The organism is Devosia sp., assembly GCF_040509215.1.
Lineage (GTDB): Bacteria > Pseudomonadota > Alphaproteobacteria > Rhizobiales > Devosiaceae > Devosia.
Genome location: NZ_JBEVLL010000217.1, coordinates 1 through 14189 on the forward strand (window position 1 = coordinate 1; position 14189 = coordinate 14189).

The window sequence follows — 14189 nt, forward strand, 5'->3', positions numbered from 1 at the left end:
CGGCGGCGCGGTGTGTCCTCTCGCGTGCGCCGTCGGCGGGGGCCGGCGGCCCCGCGGCCGCCCCCCGGCCCCCCCCCCCCCCCTTCAGGTGCCCGAGTGTGCCGAAGGCCTCCTCACCCCAACCCTCTCCCCCAAAGGGAGAGGGAGTCAGAGTCCCGTACGCAAGGACCGCGACTTGCCGAAACATCGATCGTGGCGCGATCCTCAAACTTTTGGATCTGATCGACATGCCCCTGTCCCTCTCAGACCCCGCCTGGTACCCCATCGCCTCAAGCGAGGACCTGCCGTTTCGCCACGTCTATCAGGGCCAGTTGCTCGGCCGTGAACTGGCCGTCTGGCGCGCCGATGACGGCAATGTAAACGTCTGGGAAAACCGGTGTCTCCATCGCGGCGTGCGCCTCTCCATCGGCATCAATGAAGGCCAGGAACTGAAGTGCCAGTACCATGGTTGGCGCTATGCCAACCAATCGGCCGGCTGCACCTATATTCCGGCCCACCCTGCCGATGCCCCGGCGCGCCGCATCGAAAACCGCAAATATCCGGTCAAGGAAGCCTTCGGCCTCATCTGGTCCGCCGCCAATGACGACCAGAAATTCGCACCCTTCGCCGGCGCCGAAGGTACCGACTGGTTCCCCCTGCGCCCCATGCCGGTCAATGCCACGCCCGAAGACGTGCTCGCAGGCCTTGCCGGCCTCGCACCCGATGACCAGCCGGCCGACCTCCTCCCCGGCATGGCCCTGCGCCTCGGCACCACCATCTATTTCGTCCAGCCCGTCGATGCCGGACGGGCCGTCATCCGTGGCCTCATTGCCGGCAAGCCGGAAGACGAAGTCGCAACCCTCCGCCACTACAACGAGACGCTGACCAAGCTGCGCGACCGCCTCGAACGCGCCGCGGCTAGGAAGCCAACGCCCGAGCCGCTGCAACCGGTCTTCGAAAAGGTCTCGACCGATCTCGCCTCCATGCCCGACATCGCCATTCCGCGCGGCAACACCATGCCGGTCGTGGTCAAGCGCAAATGGAAATCGGCCGACGGCGTCATCGGCTTCGAACTGGCCGACCGCGACGGCAAGCACCTGCCGACCTTCCAGCCCGGCGCCCATATCGACGTGCACCTGCCCAATGGCCTGATCCGCCAGTATTCGATCACCAACGGCCCCGGCGATCTCTCAAGCTACGTCATCGGCGTCAAGCAGGAGAGCGCCAGCAAGGGCGGCTCGAAGGTTCTCGTCGAGACGGTTCGCGAAGGCGACGTCCTCGCCATTTCCGAGCCGCGCAACAATTTCCCGCTGCGCCGCGACGCTACCCGCACCGTGCTCATCGCCGGCGGCATCGGCATCACGCCGCTCCTGTCCATGGCCCGCTTTCTCGACAAGTCGAGCCTCAACTACGAGCTGCATTACTTCGCCCGCACTGGCGACGGCCTAGCCTTCCAGAGCGAACTCGCCGCGCTTCACGGCAAAATCGACCGCCACATCGGCCTCGCCCGCGAGGCCATCAAGGCCAAGATCGCCGAAGTCTTGGGCCAGTACCAGTTCGCCAATCACGTCTATATCTGCGGCCCCGGCGCCATGCTCGAAATGGTGCAGGAAACCGCAGCCTCGCTCGGCTGGCCCGACGATGCGATCCACTTCGAATATTTCCAGAACGACAAGGTCATCGACTCGTCGTCGGCCTTCGACGTTGAACTCGCCCGCTCGGCCATGACCCTTCATGTCCCGGCCGGCAAGACCATCCTCGAAACCATGCGCGAAGCCGGCCTCACCGTACCCTCCTCCTGCGAGCAAGGTGCCTGCGGCACCTGTCTCACCACGGTCATGGAGGGCGAGGTCGACCACCAGGACGTCTATCTCAACAAGACCGAGAAGGCCTCCAATACCTGCATGATGACCTGTGTCAGCCGCGCCAAATCTGGCCGCCTCGTGCTGGATATCTGACAATGACCATAACGCTTTACGACTTCGAGCTCTCGGGCAACTGCTACAAGCTGCGGCTCTTGATGAACATCCTCAACCTGCCTTTCGAGATCGTGCCGGTGGATTTCTTCCCCGGCCGCCAGCACAAGGCCGACTGGTTCCTGCGCATGAACCCGTTCGGCCAATTGCCGGTGTTGAAGGACGAAGACCTGACCCTCTCGGACTCCGGCGCCATCCTCGCTTATCTCGCGAAAAAGTACGACACGTCGGGAAAGTGGTTCCCTGATGACCCGGCCATCACCGCCGAAGTGCTGCGCTGGCATTCCGTCGCCGACGACATCACCTCGACCTCCTCTGCCGCCCGCCTCGCGCTCGGCTATGGCTATGCCTTCGATATCGAGAAATCGCAGAAAGGCGCCCATCGCATCTTCCGGCTGATGGATGAGCATCTCTGGTTCGGCGAAAAGTCCGGCCGCGACTGGCTCTGCTCGCCGGCCCATCCGACGACCGCCGACATCGCCTGCTTCCCCTATGTGATGCTGAGCGAAGAAGGCGGCATTTCGCGGCAGGATTATCCGGCGCTCCGCCGCTGGACCGACAGGGTCCGCCGCGTGCCGGGGTTCACGGTAATGTCCGGCATTTTCCCAGCCGGACGAGCCAAGGAATAAACGAAGGGCGCCTCACGGCGCCCTTTTTCATTTCACCTTGCTCGCGGTCTTGGCGACCTTCCAGCTCACATAGTCGTCGGCCGTGCAGCCATAGGGCGCATTGCCATCGCCGAACCGGCTATAAAGCTGCTCGCAGCCCCAGGTGTTGAGCGGCTCGGGCATGATATTGTTGATCTCGATGCCAACCGCATCAAAGGCATCCGGCGCCACGGTGACGTAATAGAGCCAGAAGCCGAAGAAGGCGACAACGGCCAGCACCAGCACAGCGCCACCAGCCAGCAGCCCCCGCACGATATTGGGCCCACGCTTCGCCCTCGGCGGCGGATTGGCCGCGAGCCTCGCCCCACGCTGTTCCTGCTCGGCATAGAAGGCCGCCAGCGCCTGCTCGCGCTCGATATCGGTCAGCTCCACGCGCTCCAGATTTCGATCGAGCAAAACGGGAATGGCCACATGCTCGAGCTTGACCGCCACGCCAACCGGTTTACCCGTCTCGTCGAGCCCAATCAGCGGCGCCTGCCCCTTGGCAAAGTGCGTCCGCGTCGTACGCTTCGAGCGCCCCTTGAGATGGTCGACATAGGAAACCACCCCATTCTTCACCTCGACCACGTCGACCAGCACCAGCGTCAACCGCCCCGGCGTCGCCGCTGCACGATTGGCACCCGCCGCCTTCAAAGCCGTAATGATCGTCGCGATCGCACCACCGCCAAACAGCAGCATGAACACGGCAAACACCGCCAGACGGTTCCACAACATGTCGAGCCCGAGGCTCAGCGTCGCCAGCTCCGGATCGTCCCGCGCAATCACCACATCGACCATGTAGTCGCTGCTCGAAAAATCGAGAAAGGCCAGCGAGATATGCTTCTCGTAGTTCTGCCCTTCGAAATTATAGGTGATATCTGCCTCGCAATCGGTCAGGCCGCGGCGCGAGCTGCATTCGCCATCGCGCAGATCCCAGTCCTCGAGCGTCAGCGGGTCCTGGTTGATCTGCCAGTCGCGCCACAGGCCCGGCCCCTGCCACCAGACAAGACCAACCGCCAGCGCAGTGAGCACGACGACCGTAAAGAGGAACGCCGCCGGCATCGAAAACGGCCGCCGGGCAATGCCAAGCGATCGATTGGGCAATGGAAGGGTAATCTGGGACATGAAACGCCTCTTCGAGTTGTCAGCTTTGGGGCCCGACTCGGCTCGAATAGGACAGCAGAGGCCAGTCACGAACCAGCCTTGAACGCACCGCAATTGTGGAAAAGCTTGGCGCACGACCACGAGACCAGTTGCGGGTATCTCCCTGTCGAACGGGCAAAACCTGACGCACTCACTGGAACTCGGCCGCCAATCCCGCTATTGGCTTCTTAAGATCGAGGAGAAAATCCCATGATTATCGAGCCCAAAATCCGCGGCTTCATCTGCGTCACCGCCCACCCCACGGGCTGCGCAGCCAATGTGCAGCACCAGATCGACCATGTCGTGATCAAGGGTGCCATTCCTTCGGATCGCAAGCGCGTGCTCGTGCTCGGCTGCTCGACGGGCTATGGCCTCGCCTCGCGCATCGTCACCACCTTTGGCAGCAATGCCGATACGGTCGGCGTATCCTTCGAGCGCGAGCCGGCTGAAAACCGCCCCGCCTCCGCCGGCTGGTACAATAACCGCGCCTTCGAAAACCGCGCCCGCGCCGCTGGCCGCAAGGCCGTCACCATCGAAGGCGATGCCTTCTCCGACGCGATCAAGGCCGAGACCATCGAGGCGATCAAGGCCAATCTCGGCCAGGTCGATCTCATCGTCTATTCCCTCGCCTCCCCGGTCCGCACCGACCCCAAGGATGGCGTCACCTATCGCTCGGCCATCAAGCCCTACGGCCAGCAGGTGACGTCCAAGACCCTCAACACCGCCACCGGCGAAGTCTCCGAAATCACCGTCGAACCAGCGACCGAGGAAGAAGCCCAGTCGACCATCAAGGTCATGGGCGGCGAAGATTGGGAACTCTGGATCAAAGCCCTGTCGGATGCCGGCGTGCTGGCTGACGGCTTCCTTAGCCTCAACTACACCTATCTCGGCTCTGAGCTGACCTGGCCGATCTACCACAAGGGCACTTTGGGCAAGGCAAAGGGCGATCTCGACCGCGCCGCCAAGGCAATCCGCGCAACCCACGGCGAAAAGTCCGCCAATGTCGTGGCGCTCAAGGCCGTCGTCACCCAGGCAAGCTCGGCTATTCCCGTCGTGCCGCTCTATGGCACGCTGCTGATCAAGGTCGAGGACGAAATGGGCCTCGGCGAAGGCCCGATCCACCAGATCGACCGCCTGTTCCGCGAAAAGCTGCAGGGCGACGTGGCCCTCGACGACGAAAGCCGTATCCGCGTCGATGATTGGGAACTGTCTGCCCCGATGCAGAAGGAACTCGAAAAGCGCTGGGCCAACCTCACCACCGAGACCCTGCCCGCTCTGGCCGACCTGCCAAAGTACCGCGAAGAATTCCTGCGCCTCTTCGGCTTCGCCGTCGGCGGCGTCGATTACAGCAAGGATGTCGATCCCCGCGTGGTCGAATAAGGGTTTGGGGGGGCGCCGCTGGCGCCCCTTTTCTTTTCTGCCTACCAGCAGCAGAAGCCGCCATCGACGAGTAGGTCGACGCCGGTCACGTAGCTGGCCGCGTTCGACAGCAAGAAGACAGTCGGCCCGACCATTTCGTCCGGTCGCGCCATGCGGCCCATCGGCGTCTGCTCTTCAAAGAGCTTTGTCTGGTGCACCATTTCCGGGCGAGTATTCATCGGCGTCGCCGTATAGCCCGGGCTGATCGTGTTGACGCGGATACCGCGCCCCACCCATTCCATCGCCAGCGATTTCGACATGTGGATCACGCCAGCCTTGGACGCATTGTAATGCGCCTGCGACAGGCCGCGATTGACGATGACGCCGGACATGGAAGCGATATTGACGATAGCACCGCGCCCATGCGCCAGCATCGCCCGCGCCTCAGCCTGGCAGGAGAGAAACACGCCCTTGAGGTTGATATCCATCAGCGTCTGATACTGATCGACCCCCATCTCCTCGGCCGGATTGGCATTGGCAATGCCAGCCGCATTCACCGCCAGCGATAGCGGACCAAGCTCCGCCTCTACGCGGGCGACAGCATCGGCCAAGGCCTCGGCATCCGTCACGTCAACAGCCAGCGACAGGCTACGGCGCCCGGCCTCGGCAATCTCAGCCGCCGTATCGGCCAGCCCGCCATCCGTCCGCCGGTCGAGCAAGGCGACATCGGCACCGCACTGCGCCAGCCCCACGGCAATGCGCTGCCCGATGCCGCTACCGGCCCCGGTAACCAGCGCCACATTGCCCGAAAGATCGAACAGGCCCGGCGCGTTGAATTTGGTCGTCATGGTCTCCCCCCATTCGTCACCGCCTATGACGGCGGATAAGCATGCTCCTCGCCCTGCCAGTCGCGCACGGTAAAGCAGCCATCGCGGCCCGCAACCGTCGCCGCCCCGATGTCGGCCTTGCCGTGCCCGCCCGGAATATCGAGCACATAGGTCGGCTGGCACAGCCCCGAAATCCGCCCGCGCAGAGCCGCGACAAGTTTCTGGCCCTCCTCGATGCTCAGGCGGAAATGGCCGGTGCCCGGCGCCAGATCAGGATGGTGAAGGTAATAAGGCTTTATGCGGTTCTCGACGAACCCCCGCATCAGCGCCGCCAGCGTCTCGACATCGTCATTGACGCCCCGCAGCAACACCGACTGGCTGACAAGCACCACACCGCCATCGACCAGCGCCTTGAACGCCGCCTTGGCCGCAGCCGAAAACTCGCGCGGATGATTGGCGTGCACCGCCAGATACGTGGTCTTGCCGCTCGAGGTCAGCGCCGCGACCATCTCGGCATCGATCCGCTCCGGCTCGACCACCGGCACACGTGTATGGAAGCGCACAATCTTGACGTGCTCGATCCCCCGTAGCCGCTCCATCAACCCGGTCAACCGCCGTGGCGACAGCACCAGCGGGTCGCCGCCGGTCAGGATCACTTCCCAGATTTCCGTATGGCTCGCGATATAGTCCATCGCCGCATCGAGCTCGGTCGAAGTCAGCGTGCCCAACCCCTGCGGCCCCACCATTTCGCGGCGGAAGCAGAAGCGACAATAGACCGGGCAAACATGCACGGCCTTCAGCAGCACGCGATCGGGATAGCGATGAACGATGCCTTCCACCGGCGAATGCGACAGGTCCCCAATCGGGTCCTCGCGCTCTTCCGGCGTGGTGTTTAGTTCAGCGATCGACGGTACGAACTGGCGCGCCATCGGATCGGCCGGATCATTCGGATCAATCAGATCGAGCACTGCCGGCGTAATGCCGATGGCGTATTTTGCTGCCACCGCGTTTAGGCCATCACTAGTCGGCACGAGACCAGTCTCGACAAGCCCTGCCACTGATTTTACGGCGCGCATATTGGGGCGAAGAGACCCCTCATCCGCCCTTCGGGCACCTTCTCCCTCAAGGGGAGAAGGAGGTTCCGAGTCGGACAAAGGAGTGGAGCCTCCCCTCGCCCCTTGAGGGAGAGGGTGGATCGACCGAAGGTCGAGACGGGTGAGGGGTCTCTTCGCCAAGCTCATTCGGCCACCGGCGCCCACAGCACCACCTCGATCCGCGGCGCACCCGTCGCGAGCATCAGCAGCCGGTCGAACCCCAGCGCCACCCCGCTCGCCTCCGGCATCAATTCCAGCGCCCGCAGAAAATCCTCGTCGATTGGGTAGCGCTCACCATAGATGCGTGCCTTCTCTTCCATCTCGGCCAGAAACCGCACCCGCTGCTCCGCCGCATCCGTCAGCTCGCCAAAGCCATTGGCCAGCTCGACGCCACAGGCATAGACCTCAAAGCGCTCGGACACCCGCCGATCCCCCGGCACGCGCCGCGCCAGCGCCGCCTCGCACGCTGGATAACGGTCCAAAACCGTAACCCGCCCATTGCCCAATTGCGGCTCGACCTTCTCGACCAGGATGCGGCTAAAGAGATAGCTCCAGCTCCGATCCTCCGGCACATCGAGACCCACGGAAAGCATCTGGCTCGCCAGCGCCTCTCCGTCCGGCACGCCATCGTCGTCCATGGTCGCGAAGAGATCGATTCCGGCATGCGCCAGAAACGCATCGGCAACGCTTACCCGCTCCGCCCCGGCGCGCGGATCACAAACCCGCCCGCGGAATTCGAACTGCGAAATCCTCGTCACCTCAGCGGCCAAAGCAATAATCGCCAGCGTATCGGCAATGATGACGTCGTAGGCCTCACCCACCCGATACCATTCGAGCATAGTGAATTCTGGATGGTGCAGCGCCGAGCGCTCGCGATTGCGCCAGACATGCTGGAGGCTCGCGATCCGCTTCTCGCCCGCCGCCAGCAGCTTCTTCATGGTGAATTCGGGCGAGGTGTGCAGATACATCGCCTGCCCCTCCCCGTCATTCCCGATCATCGTCGTGCCAAAGGCATGCAGATGCGTCTCGTTCCCCGGCGAGCGCTGCAGCCCCGGCGGATCGACCAACAGAAAATCGCGCTCCGCCAGCCACAGGCGCACCGCCGCATCGAACCGGCTACGCGCGAGCAGGATCGGCCGCCGGTCGGCATGACGTTCAGGCGCCCACCAGGGCTGGGGATCGGCGATGTCGAACGAAGTCATGCGGGTTTCTTGCCGTGCGGACTGGCGAAATGGCGCGGAATAGGGTATCGGGCGCTCGACAATAGCTTATCGGCGCGGGACGGCACTGCCTCTATTACGCGCCAAACGATCGAACAAGGAAGAAAAATGGTCAAGGTCATCGCCTCGTCCCTGCGCAAAGGCCACGTGGTCGAGCAGGATGGCAACCTTCACGTCGTCCTCACGGCGGAAAACGTCCATCCCGGCAAGGGCAACTCCATCACCAACGTCAACATGCGTCGCATTTCCGACGGCGTGAAGGTGGTCGGACGCTGGCGCACGGTCGAAATGGTCGAAAAGGCCGATGTCGATGACCGCGTCTACGACTATCTCTATTCGGATGGCGAAGGGCACCATTTCATGGACCCGGACAACTACGAGCAGCTGGTCGCCCCGGAAGACGTCATCGGCGAGCAGGCCGCTTACCTCTCGGACGGCATGAAGGTTCACCTGATGACCTTCGAAGGCGTCCCGCTTTCGATGGAACTGCCGCAGCGCCTGTCGTTCGAAGTCATCGAGACCGAGCCTGTGGTCAAGGGCCAGACGGCTTCTTCGTCCTACAAGCCGGCAGTGCTCAACAATGGCCTGCGCGTCATGGTGCCCCCGCATATCGGCGCCGGCACCCGCATCGTCATCCTCACGGAAGACAACTCCTACGTTGAACGCGCTAAGGACTGATCGCTGGCCGCCTCTTGGCGGTGATCAGGCCCCGCGAGCTATGCTCGAAGGGCACGAACACTCGGATACCAAAACGGGCCCATCTGGGCCCGTTTTCATTTCTTCTCGAGTTCCTGACCGGCCGCGTGCCAATAGAGGTCGGATCGATCCGGCGGTGTTCCATCGGCCAGCCACTGGTCATAGGCCAATTGCCGCTGGTGCATGTGCTTGGCCCTGAGCCAGTAGTCCATCGCCCTGCCCTCGGGCCGCCCATCCTGTTCCCACAGAAAATAGGCCGTGTCCCGTACGCGCTCCGCCAGCGCCGAATTCTTGTGCATCGCTATTGCCGCAGAATGGGGGTGAACGCTTGCCCGCTCACCCCGTCGAGTGTCAGGCCGCCTTCTTGTTGACGACGCTGGTCGCCAATTGCGTCAGCTTCTTGTCCGTCGCCTCTTCTTCGGCCAGCGTCTGGCCAAAGAGATCGGCAGCTTCGGTATGGCCAAGCTGCTTGGCCCACGAGCGCAGCGTGCCATAGCGGGCAATCTCATAGTGCTCCACCGCCTGCGCGGCTGCGGCAAGCCCAGCATCGAGCGCCTGGCTGCCCTTGAACTCTTCCATGATAGATTTGCCCTCGTCCAAAATCCCGAGGATGGCGTCGCAGGTCTTGCCACGCGGCGTCTTGCCGAGCAGTTCGAACACCCGCTCAAGCCGCTCTACGTGGCCTTCGGTTTCCGTGTGATGCTGCTCGAAGCCGGCCCGCAGTTCCGGCGAGGTCGCCGCCTTGGCCATCTTCGGCAGCGCCTTCAGGATTTGCCGCTCGGCATAATAGATGTCCTTGAGGGTTTCGAGGAACAGATCATCAAGTTGCTTTTCAGCCATTTGTCGGTCTCCGGGTTTTCGCTTGAGCGACGCTGCACCTGCAACGGGTCGTACCGGTCAAAGTTCCGGCCTTTGGCGATCACGATCTGGCCCCAGCCGATCACCATCTGGCACCGGCCGATCACCATCTGGCCCATGCGACCGACCTCGCATAGAGTTGCGCCGAGGAGAATCTGCCCCATGCCGACTTCGCTCTACCCGGCCGATTTCTACGCCAATCGCCGCGCCCACACGGCCCATGCCGCAAGCCGAATTTTTGCCGCCCTGCCAGAAAAACTCACGCGCAATCGCGTCGCCGACATCGGCTGCGGCACCGGCACTTTCCTCGTTGCTTCAGGCGCCAGCTATCAGTTCGGCATCGAGGGCAATTGGGTGAAACTCGACATGCTCGACCACCCCGCCATCGTCTTCGAAAGCCACGATCTCGAGCAACGCTTTACCGGCCCCCGGGTCGATCTGGTGCTTTCCCTCGAAGTCGCCGAGCACCTCTCCCCCGAGCGCGCCGAAAGCTTCGTCGCCGACCTCGTCGCCATGGCCCCTGCCGTGCTCTTCTCGGCCGCCATCCCCGGCCAGGGCGGCGTTGGCCATCTCAACGAACAATGGCAGAGCTATTGGGCCGCCCACTTCGCGACGCACGGTTACAAGCCATACGACGTCCTGCGCGACAAGATCTGGACCGACGAAGCCGTCCCCGCCTGGTACCGCCAGAACGCGATCCTGTTCCTGGATGATGAAACCGCCGCGGCTCTGGCGCTAACCGCCAGCGACCCGGCCCTGCTCGACCGCGTCCACCCCGCCTTCTGGGCGCGCGCCAATCGGGAACTCAAATACGCAAACGCCCTGCCGGAGTCAGAAGTGCTGCGGCAACAGGCGCAACAACAGCAGTAGCACCCAAACACCCCCACGATCGTCATTGCCGGGCTCGTCCCGGCAATCCATCTCGCCTCCGCATGGACCACCGGGACAAGCCCGGTGGTGACGAAGAATGAGAGGCAGGTGGCTAGAGAGCTACCGCGCCGCCCACAACAACCCGCGCTTCAAGATCGTCCGAACCTGCGGAATTTCCAGCTCATCCGCCGTATGCCCGAGCGAGGAATAAAACACCCGGCCCTGATCATGCGTGGTCGTAAACACCACCGGCATCACCACGTCCTTGCGCCAGGGATGAAACTGCCCCGAAAACACGGTCGTCGCCAACACCTCAACCGCCGGATCGTAGTTGAGATAATACTGCTCCGAGGTGTGCTCAAAGCTTTCGATCCCCGCCATGATCGGATGATCCGAGCGCGTCACGTCGACCTTGTAGGTGATGATATTGCCCGGATGCTGCACCCAATAAACGCTGGCGGCATAGCGGAAGGGCACGCTGGAGCGAAACGTCGTCGCCAGTCCCATGTGATAGCCCGCCAGCCCCGTCCCTGCCCGAATGGCGGCGACAAGATTGTTCACCTTCTCGGGCGCCAGCGTACCGTCGGTAATGACAGGCACAATGAGGTCATTCCTGCCGATATCCTCGGCTCCGAGCGCCTCATAGTCCGGCGTTACGGTAACGGCAAAACCCTCTTCCTCGAGCAACTGCCTGACGACATTGGCGCCGCGCTCGGGGGTGTGCAATTCCATGCCGCCCCAGACGACGAGTGCTCTCTTGGTCATAGTCCCAACCCTACCGCTTCGGTCCGATGCACACCCTTCGGCACGAAGGCGAAGGCGTCTTCAATGCCCAAAAGCTTTGCTGAAAGATGCACCACCGACAGCCACATCTCCGTGCCCTGCAGACCCGGCGTCTGCCCATCGGCAAAGGCAAAGCCCTGCCCCTCGATCCAGCGTTCGCCCGCCCGCGCTATGACGGAACGCGCAATCTGCTCCGCCTCCGCCCGCCGATGATCGGTCTGGCTCAGGCACAACAGCAGCGGATGAATGGTATCGAGCAGGTTACATGCCGTATAAGTCCGCCCCGAGAAACCACCATAATTGCGATGGTTGAGCAGCACGGAGTCGATCGCCGCCTGCGGCCGCGGCACGGCAATGCCGAACTGCGCGTAGGTGCCGCGCGTCAGCCGATAAAAGCCATTGACCGGCTGCAGCAAGCCCTCTGCCGCCGTCTGTGAGCCCCAAAGCCCCGCGCCGCGATCCTGCCGCATCGTCAGCCAGCCAAACAGCGTCTCGCGCGACGTGCCGGTCGTAAAATACCGCGCATTGAAATAGAGCGCCGTGCCGATCGCATCTACCGCCGCCCCCGCGCCCCAGGCCCGCTCGCGCCAAGGCAGGCTTTCAAGCCAAAGCCGCAGCTCCGTCGCCGGAATTTCCACCGCCTCGACCCGGTGCAGCGGCTGCCCACCCAAAACCTCGATCGCGTAACCCGTCGAGAGCACATTATAGAGCGCCAGCCCATCGTCGCGCTGGGCCGTGCCCGGCTTGGGCGGCTGGAACGGATCGGGGAACAGCCCGGTTACCTTGTCCTGCACAGCCTGCAGCCGCGCCAGCGTCGCCGGCACATCGAGCCCCGGCGGCAATTGGTCGAACGAAGTCGCAATCTCGATGGCATCGCAGAGATGCCGATTGCTCGGCCGAGCCTCGCCGTCATGCTCGCGAGACACATAGGCCTCGCCGTCAAAATTCTCGGCCAGCACATCGCGCCACTGTTTTGCCGCCCGGTCCCCCAGCGCCTCAAGCTGCTTGCGCGTGTCGTCCTTGCGGCCTCGCCCACGGAAGCGCAACACCTTGGCCGGAACGCCACCAACGATGGCCATCGCTGGCACATCCTTGCTGACCACCGCACCGGCGGCAATCACCGCGCCACGACCAATCGTGACACCATCGACGATAACCGCATTGGCTCCGACCCACACATCGTCCTCGATGGTGATGCCAAGGCTCTCATGCTTCTGCAGATAAATCGGCACCTCGGGATCGTCATAGCCATGATTGAACCCGACGAGCGAGGCATGGCTCGCAATCCGCACACCATCGCCGCAGCGCACTTTCCCCGAGATCATGGCATAGGGATTGACCGTGCAATGTGTGCCGAATTCGACATCTCCGCGCACCAGCGCGTGCCCGCCGATCCAGCTCTGCTCGCCCAAAACCAGATGCGTCGTGAAGATCGCCGCATCGGCCGCCACGTAGGCGCTCGGGGCAAAGCTCGCCCCCGCCCGCAGGGCCAGCGCCGCCTGCCGCGCCCGATGCTCCTGGCTATCGACGTCTTCAGGCTTCCGATCCCAGGTGAGGAATTGCAGGCGGGCATTCCACCAGTCTGCGTCCTCGCCCGGCCGGGGACCAATGCTGTTCATCACGCCAGCCTTTCCAGCAATTCCGGCTGCACTTCATAGAGCATGGGCTTGCCCTCGATAAAACGCTCGATCTCTTCGACCGCCATCAGCCCCAGCCGCAACCGTTCCGTTCCGATGGCCCCCGCCACATGCGGCGTCAGGAACACATTGGGCAGTGTAAAGAGCGGCGAGTCATCAGGCGGAATTTCCGGATCGGTCACGTCGATGACACCAAAGATCCGCTGCGTCTGCAACTCGGCCACGAGAGCCGCTTCGTCGATCAGCCCGCCGCGCGCCGTATTGATGAAGGTCGCGCCATCTTTCATCAGCTTGAGCTGCCGCGCCCCGATCATACCCCGCGTCGACGGCAGCAGCGGCGCGTGGATTGAAACGACATCCGACCGCGCCATCAGCGCGTCCAGCTCCACCAGTTCCACCCCTTCGAGATCAGGATCACCCGCCTGGACGAATGGATCGTAGAGCAGCACGGAAAAATCGAAATTGCGCAGCAGTTCGATGACACGCCGCCCAATGCGCGATGCCCCGACAATACCCACAGTCCGACGGAAATTGCCGATTTCCGTATCGCCCAGCGCGTAGCTGGAGCGCCGGCTGGGCTCCTGCCGGTAGAGATCGCGCAAGGTAAAGATGTGCTTGGCCGAAAAGAGAATGGAAGCCAGCGTGAACTCTGACACCGGCACCGCATTGGCCTCGGCCGAATGCGTCACCCTGATCCCCGCCACATAGGCCGCCGGGTCCACGGTGAATTTCACCGTCCCCGCCGCATGGGCAATCAGCTTCAGGTTCGGCGCCGCCCGCAAAAGCTCCGGCCCGATCATCGGACAGCCCCAGCCGGAGACGAGAATTTCAGTCTCACCCAAAAGCCGTCTCGCCTCGGGGTCTGAGAAATTCTCGATCGGCTCGCGCTGCAGGAGGTCGCAGGTCTGTTCGAGGCGGTCGCGAAGAGCGTCGTCGAAGACGTACCGCGTCTTGTCTGCCGCCATGGCAAAGAGAAGTTTTGGACGCATCAGAACCGCTCCGGCACCAGACTGGCGCTGACATCAACGCCCTCACGGGCAAAAAGCGCCTCAAGCGCCGCGAGGTCTGGCGCATGCGGCGGCGCTGCCAGCGCGGCTTCC

General features: G+C 63.2%; 15 protein-coding genes. 5 read left to right on the top strand and 10 right to left on the bottom strand.

All coding sequences use genetic code 11. The annotated features are described in order from the left end of the window. Positions 1 to 227 precede the first annotated feature (227 nt). A complete protein-coding gene (locus ABW043_RS11865) occupies positions 228 to 1937 on the top strand; it encodes a Rieske 2Fe-2S domain-containing protein (RefSeq protein WP_353921415.1) in 1710 nt (569 codons plus the stop codon). A gap of 2 nt (positions 1938 to 1939) precedes the next feature. After that, a complete protein-coding gene (locus tag ABW043_RS11870) occupies positions 1940 to 2584 on the top strand; it encodes a glutathione S-transferase family protein (protein WP_353921416.1) in 645 nt (214 codons plus the stop codon). A gap of 27 nt (positions 2585 to 2611) precedes the next feature. On the opposite strand, the gene ABW043_RS11875 is transcribed toward ABW043_RS11870, so the two are convergent. After that, the gene (locus ABW043_RS11875) at positions 2612 to 3727 is read right to left on the bottom strand and encodes a hypothetical protein (RefSeq protein ID WP_353921417.1); all 1116 of its coding nucleotides are present in this window, start codon (positions 3725 to 3727) and stop codon (positions 2612 to 2614) included. A gap of 228 nt (positions 3728 to 3955) precedes the next feature. On the opposite strand from ABW043_RS11875, the gene fabV reads away from it, so the two are divergent. Then, positions 3956 to 5125, top strand: a complete 1170-nt coding sequence (fabV, locus tag ABW043_RS11880; RefSeq protein ID WP_353921418.1) for an enoyl-ACP reductase FabV — start codon at positions 3956 to 3958, stop codon at positions 5123 to 5125. Positions 5126 to 5166: 41 nt separating this feature from the next. Here the strand turns inward: fabV and ABW043_RS11885 are convergent, their stop codons facing one another. From ABW043_RS11885 to epmA, 3 genes are all read right to left on the bottom strand, one after another. Next, positions 5167 to 5952, bottom strand: a complete 786-nt coding sequence (locus tag ABW043_RS11885; protein ID WP_353921419.1) for an SDR family oxidoreductase — start codon at positions 5950 to 5952, stop codon at positions 5167 to 5169. A 23-nt stretch (positions 5953 to 5975) separates the two neighbouring features. Next, the gene (locus ABW043_RS11890; RefSeq protein ID WP_353921420.1) at positions 5976 to 7007 is read right to left on the bottom strand and encodes a lysine-2,3-aminomutase-like protein; all 1032 of its coding nucleotides are present in this window, start codon (positions 7005 to 7007) and stop codon (positions 5976 to 5978) included. Positions 7008 to 7168: 161 nt separating this feature from the next. Further along, positions 7169 to 8227, bottom strand: a complete 1059-nt coding sequence (gene epmA, locus ABW043_RS11895; protein WP_353921421.1) for an EF-P lysine aminoacylase EpmA — start codon at positions 8225 to 8227, stop codon at positions 7169 to 7171. A gap of 126 nt (positions 8228 to 8353) precedes the next feature. Between epmA and efp the strand changes: the two genes are divergently transcribed. Further along, entirely contained in the window at positions 8354 to 8923 is a 570-nt protein-coding gene (efp, locus tag ABW043_RS11900; protein ID WP_353921422.1) for an elongation factor P, read from the top strand. Positions 8924 to 9018: 95 nt separating this feature from the next. Here the strand turns inward: efp and ABW043_RS11905 are convergent, their stop codons facing one another. The 3 genes from ABW043_RS11905 to ABW043_RS11915 are packed head-to-tail and all read right to left on the bottom strand — an operon-like array spanning position 9019 to position 9963. Next, positions 9019 to 9240, bottom strand: a complete 222-nt coding sequence (locus ABW043_RS11905; RefSeq protein ID WP_353921423.1) for a DUF2934 domain-containing protein — start codon at positions 9238 to 9240, stop codon at positions 9019 to 9021. 52 nt (positions 9241 to 9292) lie between these two features. Beyond that, positions 9293 to 9781, bottom strand: a complete 489-nt coding sequence (locus ABW043_RS11910; protein WP_353921424.1) for a YciE/YciF ferroxidase family protein — start codon at positions 9779 to 9781, stop codon at positions 9293 to 9295. After that, positions 9706 to 9963: a hypothetical protein gene (locus ABW043_RS11915; RefSeq protein ID WP_353921425.1), complete on the bottom strand. Its 258-nt coding sequence runs from the start codon at positions 9961 to 9963 to the stop codon at positions 9706 to 9708. Before ABW043_RS11915 ends, ABW043_RS11910 begins: the two co-directional genes overlap by 76 nt. Between ABW043_RS11915 and ABW043_RS11920 the strand changes: the two genes are divergently transcribed. Beyond that, positions 9962 to 10669, top strand: coding sequence for a class I SAM-dependent methyltransferase (locus ABW043_RS11920; protein ID WP_353921426.1), 708 nt, complete (start codon positions 9962 to 9964; stop codon positions 10667 to 10669). The genes ABW043_RS11915 and ABW043_RS11920 overlap by 2 nt on opposite strands. A gap of 120 nt (positions 10670 to 10789) precedes the next feature. On the opposite strand, the gene ABW043_RS11925 is transcribed toward ABW043_RS11920, so the two are convergent. Genes ABW043_RS11925 through ABW043_RS11935 form a run of 3 tightly spaced genes read right to left on the bottom strand, consistent with a single transcriptional unit; the run spans position 10790 to position 14081 of the window. Next, entirely contained in the window at positions 10790 to 11434 is a 645-nt protein-coding gene (locus ABW043_RS11925) for a ThuA domain-containing protein (RefSeq protein WP_353921427.1), read from the bottom strand. Further along, positions 11431 to 13071 (bottom strand): acyltransferase, encoded by a 1641-nt coding sequence (locus ABW043_RS11930; protein WP_353921428.1) that lies wholly within the window; start codon positions 13069 to 13071, stop codon positions 11431 to 11433. Before ABW043_RS11930 ends, ABW043_RS11925 begins: the two co-directional genes overlap by 4 nt. After that, positions 13071 to 14081 carry a hydroxyacid dehydrogenase gene (locus tag ABW043_RS11935; protein WP_353921429.1) on the bottom strand — a complete coding sequence of 337 codons (1011 nt, stop codon included), beginning with the start codon at positions 14079 to 14081 and terminating at the stop codon, positions 13071 to 13073. The genes ABW043_RS11930 and ABW043_RS11935 overlap by 1 nt, the downstream gene beginning before the upstream one ends. Positions 14082 to 14189: the final 108 nt, after the last annotated feature.

What these genes read in the sequence shown, in the direction of transcription:
- ABW043_RS11910 (WP_353921424.1), bottom strand. Translation starts at nt 9,781, where the DNA reads ATGGCTGAAAAGCAACTTGATGATCTGTTCCTCGAAACCCTCAAGGAC.
- ABW043_RS11930 (WP_353921428.1), bottom strand. Translation starts at nt 13,071, where the DNA reads ATGAACAGCATTGGTCCCCGGCCGGGCGAGGACGCAGACTGGTGGAAT.
- ABW043_RS11865 (WP_353921415.1), top strand. Translation starts at nt 228, where the DNA reads ATGCCCCTGTCCCTCTCAGACCCCGCCTGGTACCCCATCGCCTCAAGC.
- efp (WP_353921422.1), top strand. Translation starts at nt 8,354, where the DNA reads ATGGTCAAGGTCATCGCCTCGTCCCTGCGCAAAGGCCACGTGGTCGAG.
- fabV (WP_353921418.1), top strand. Translation starts at nt 3,956, where the DNA reads ATGATTATCGAGCCCAAAATCCGCGGCTTCATCTGCGTCACCGCCCAC.
- ABW043_RS11875 (WP_353921417.1), bottom strand. Translation starts at nt 3,727, where the DNA reads ATGTCCCAGATTACCCTTCCATTGCCCAATCGATCGCTTGGCATTGCC.
- ABW043_RS11915 (WP_353921425.1), bottom strand. Translation starts at nt 9,963, where the DNA reads ATGGGGCAGATTCTCCTCGGCGCAACTCTATGCGAGGTCGGTCGCATG.
- ABW043_RS11885 (WP_353921419.1), bottom strand. Translation starts at nt 5,952, where the DNA reads ATGACGACCAAATTCAACGCGCCGGGCCTGTTCGATCTTTCGGGCAAT.
- ABW043_RS11870 (WP_353921416.1), top strand. Translation starts at nt 1,940, where the DNA reads ATGACCATAACGCTTTACGACTTCGAGCTCTCGGGCAACTGCTACAAG.
- ABW043_RS11905 (WP_353921423.1), bottom strand. Translation starts at nt 9,240, where the DNA reads ATGCACAAGAATTCGGCGCTGGCGGAGCGCGTACGGGACACGGCCTAT.
- ABW043_RS11925 (WP_353921427.1), bottom strand. Translation starts at nt 11,434, where the DNA reads ATGACCAAGAGAGCACTCGTCGTCTGGGGCGGCATGGAATTGCACACC.
- epmA (WP_353921421.1), bottom strand. Translation starts at nt 8,227, where the DNA reads ATGACTTCGTTCGACATCGCCGATCCCCAGCCCTGGTGGGCGCCTGAA.
- ABW043_RS11890 (WP_353921420.1), bottom strand. Translation starts at nt 7,007, where the DNA reads ATGCGCGCCGTAAAATCAGTGGCAGGGCTTGTCGAGACTGGTCTCGTG.
- ABW043_RS11920 (WP_353921426.1), top strand. Translation starts at nt 9,962, where the DNA reads ATGCCGACTTCGCTCTACCCGGCCGATTTCTACGCCAATCGCCGCGCC.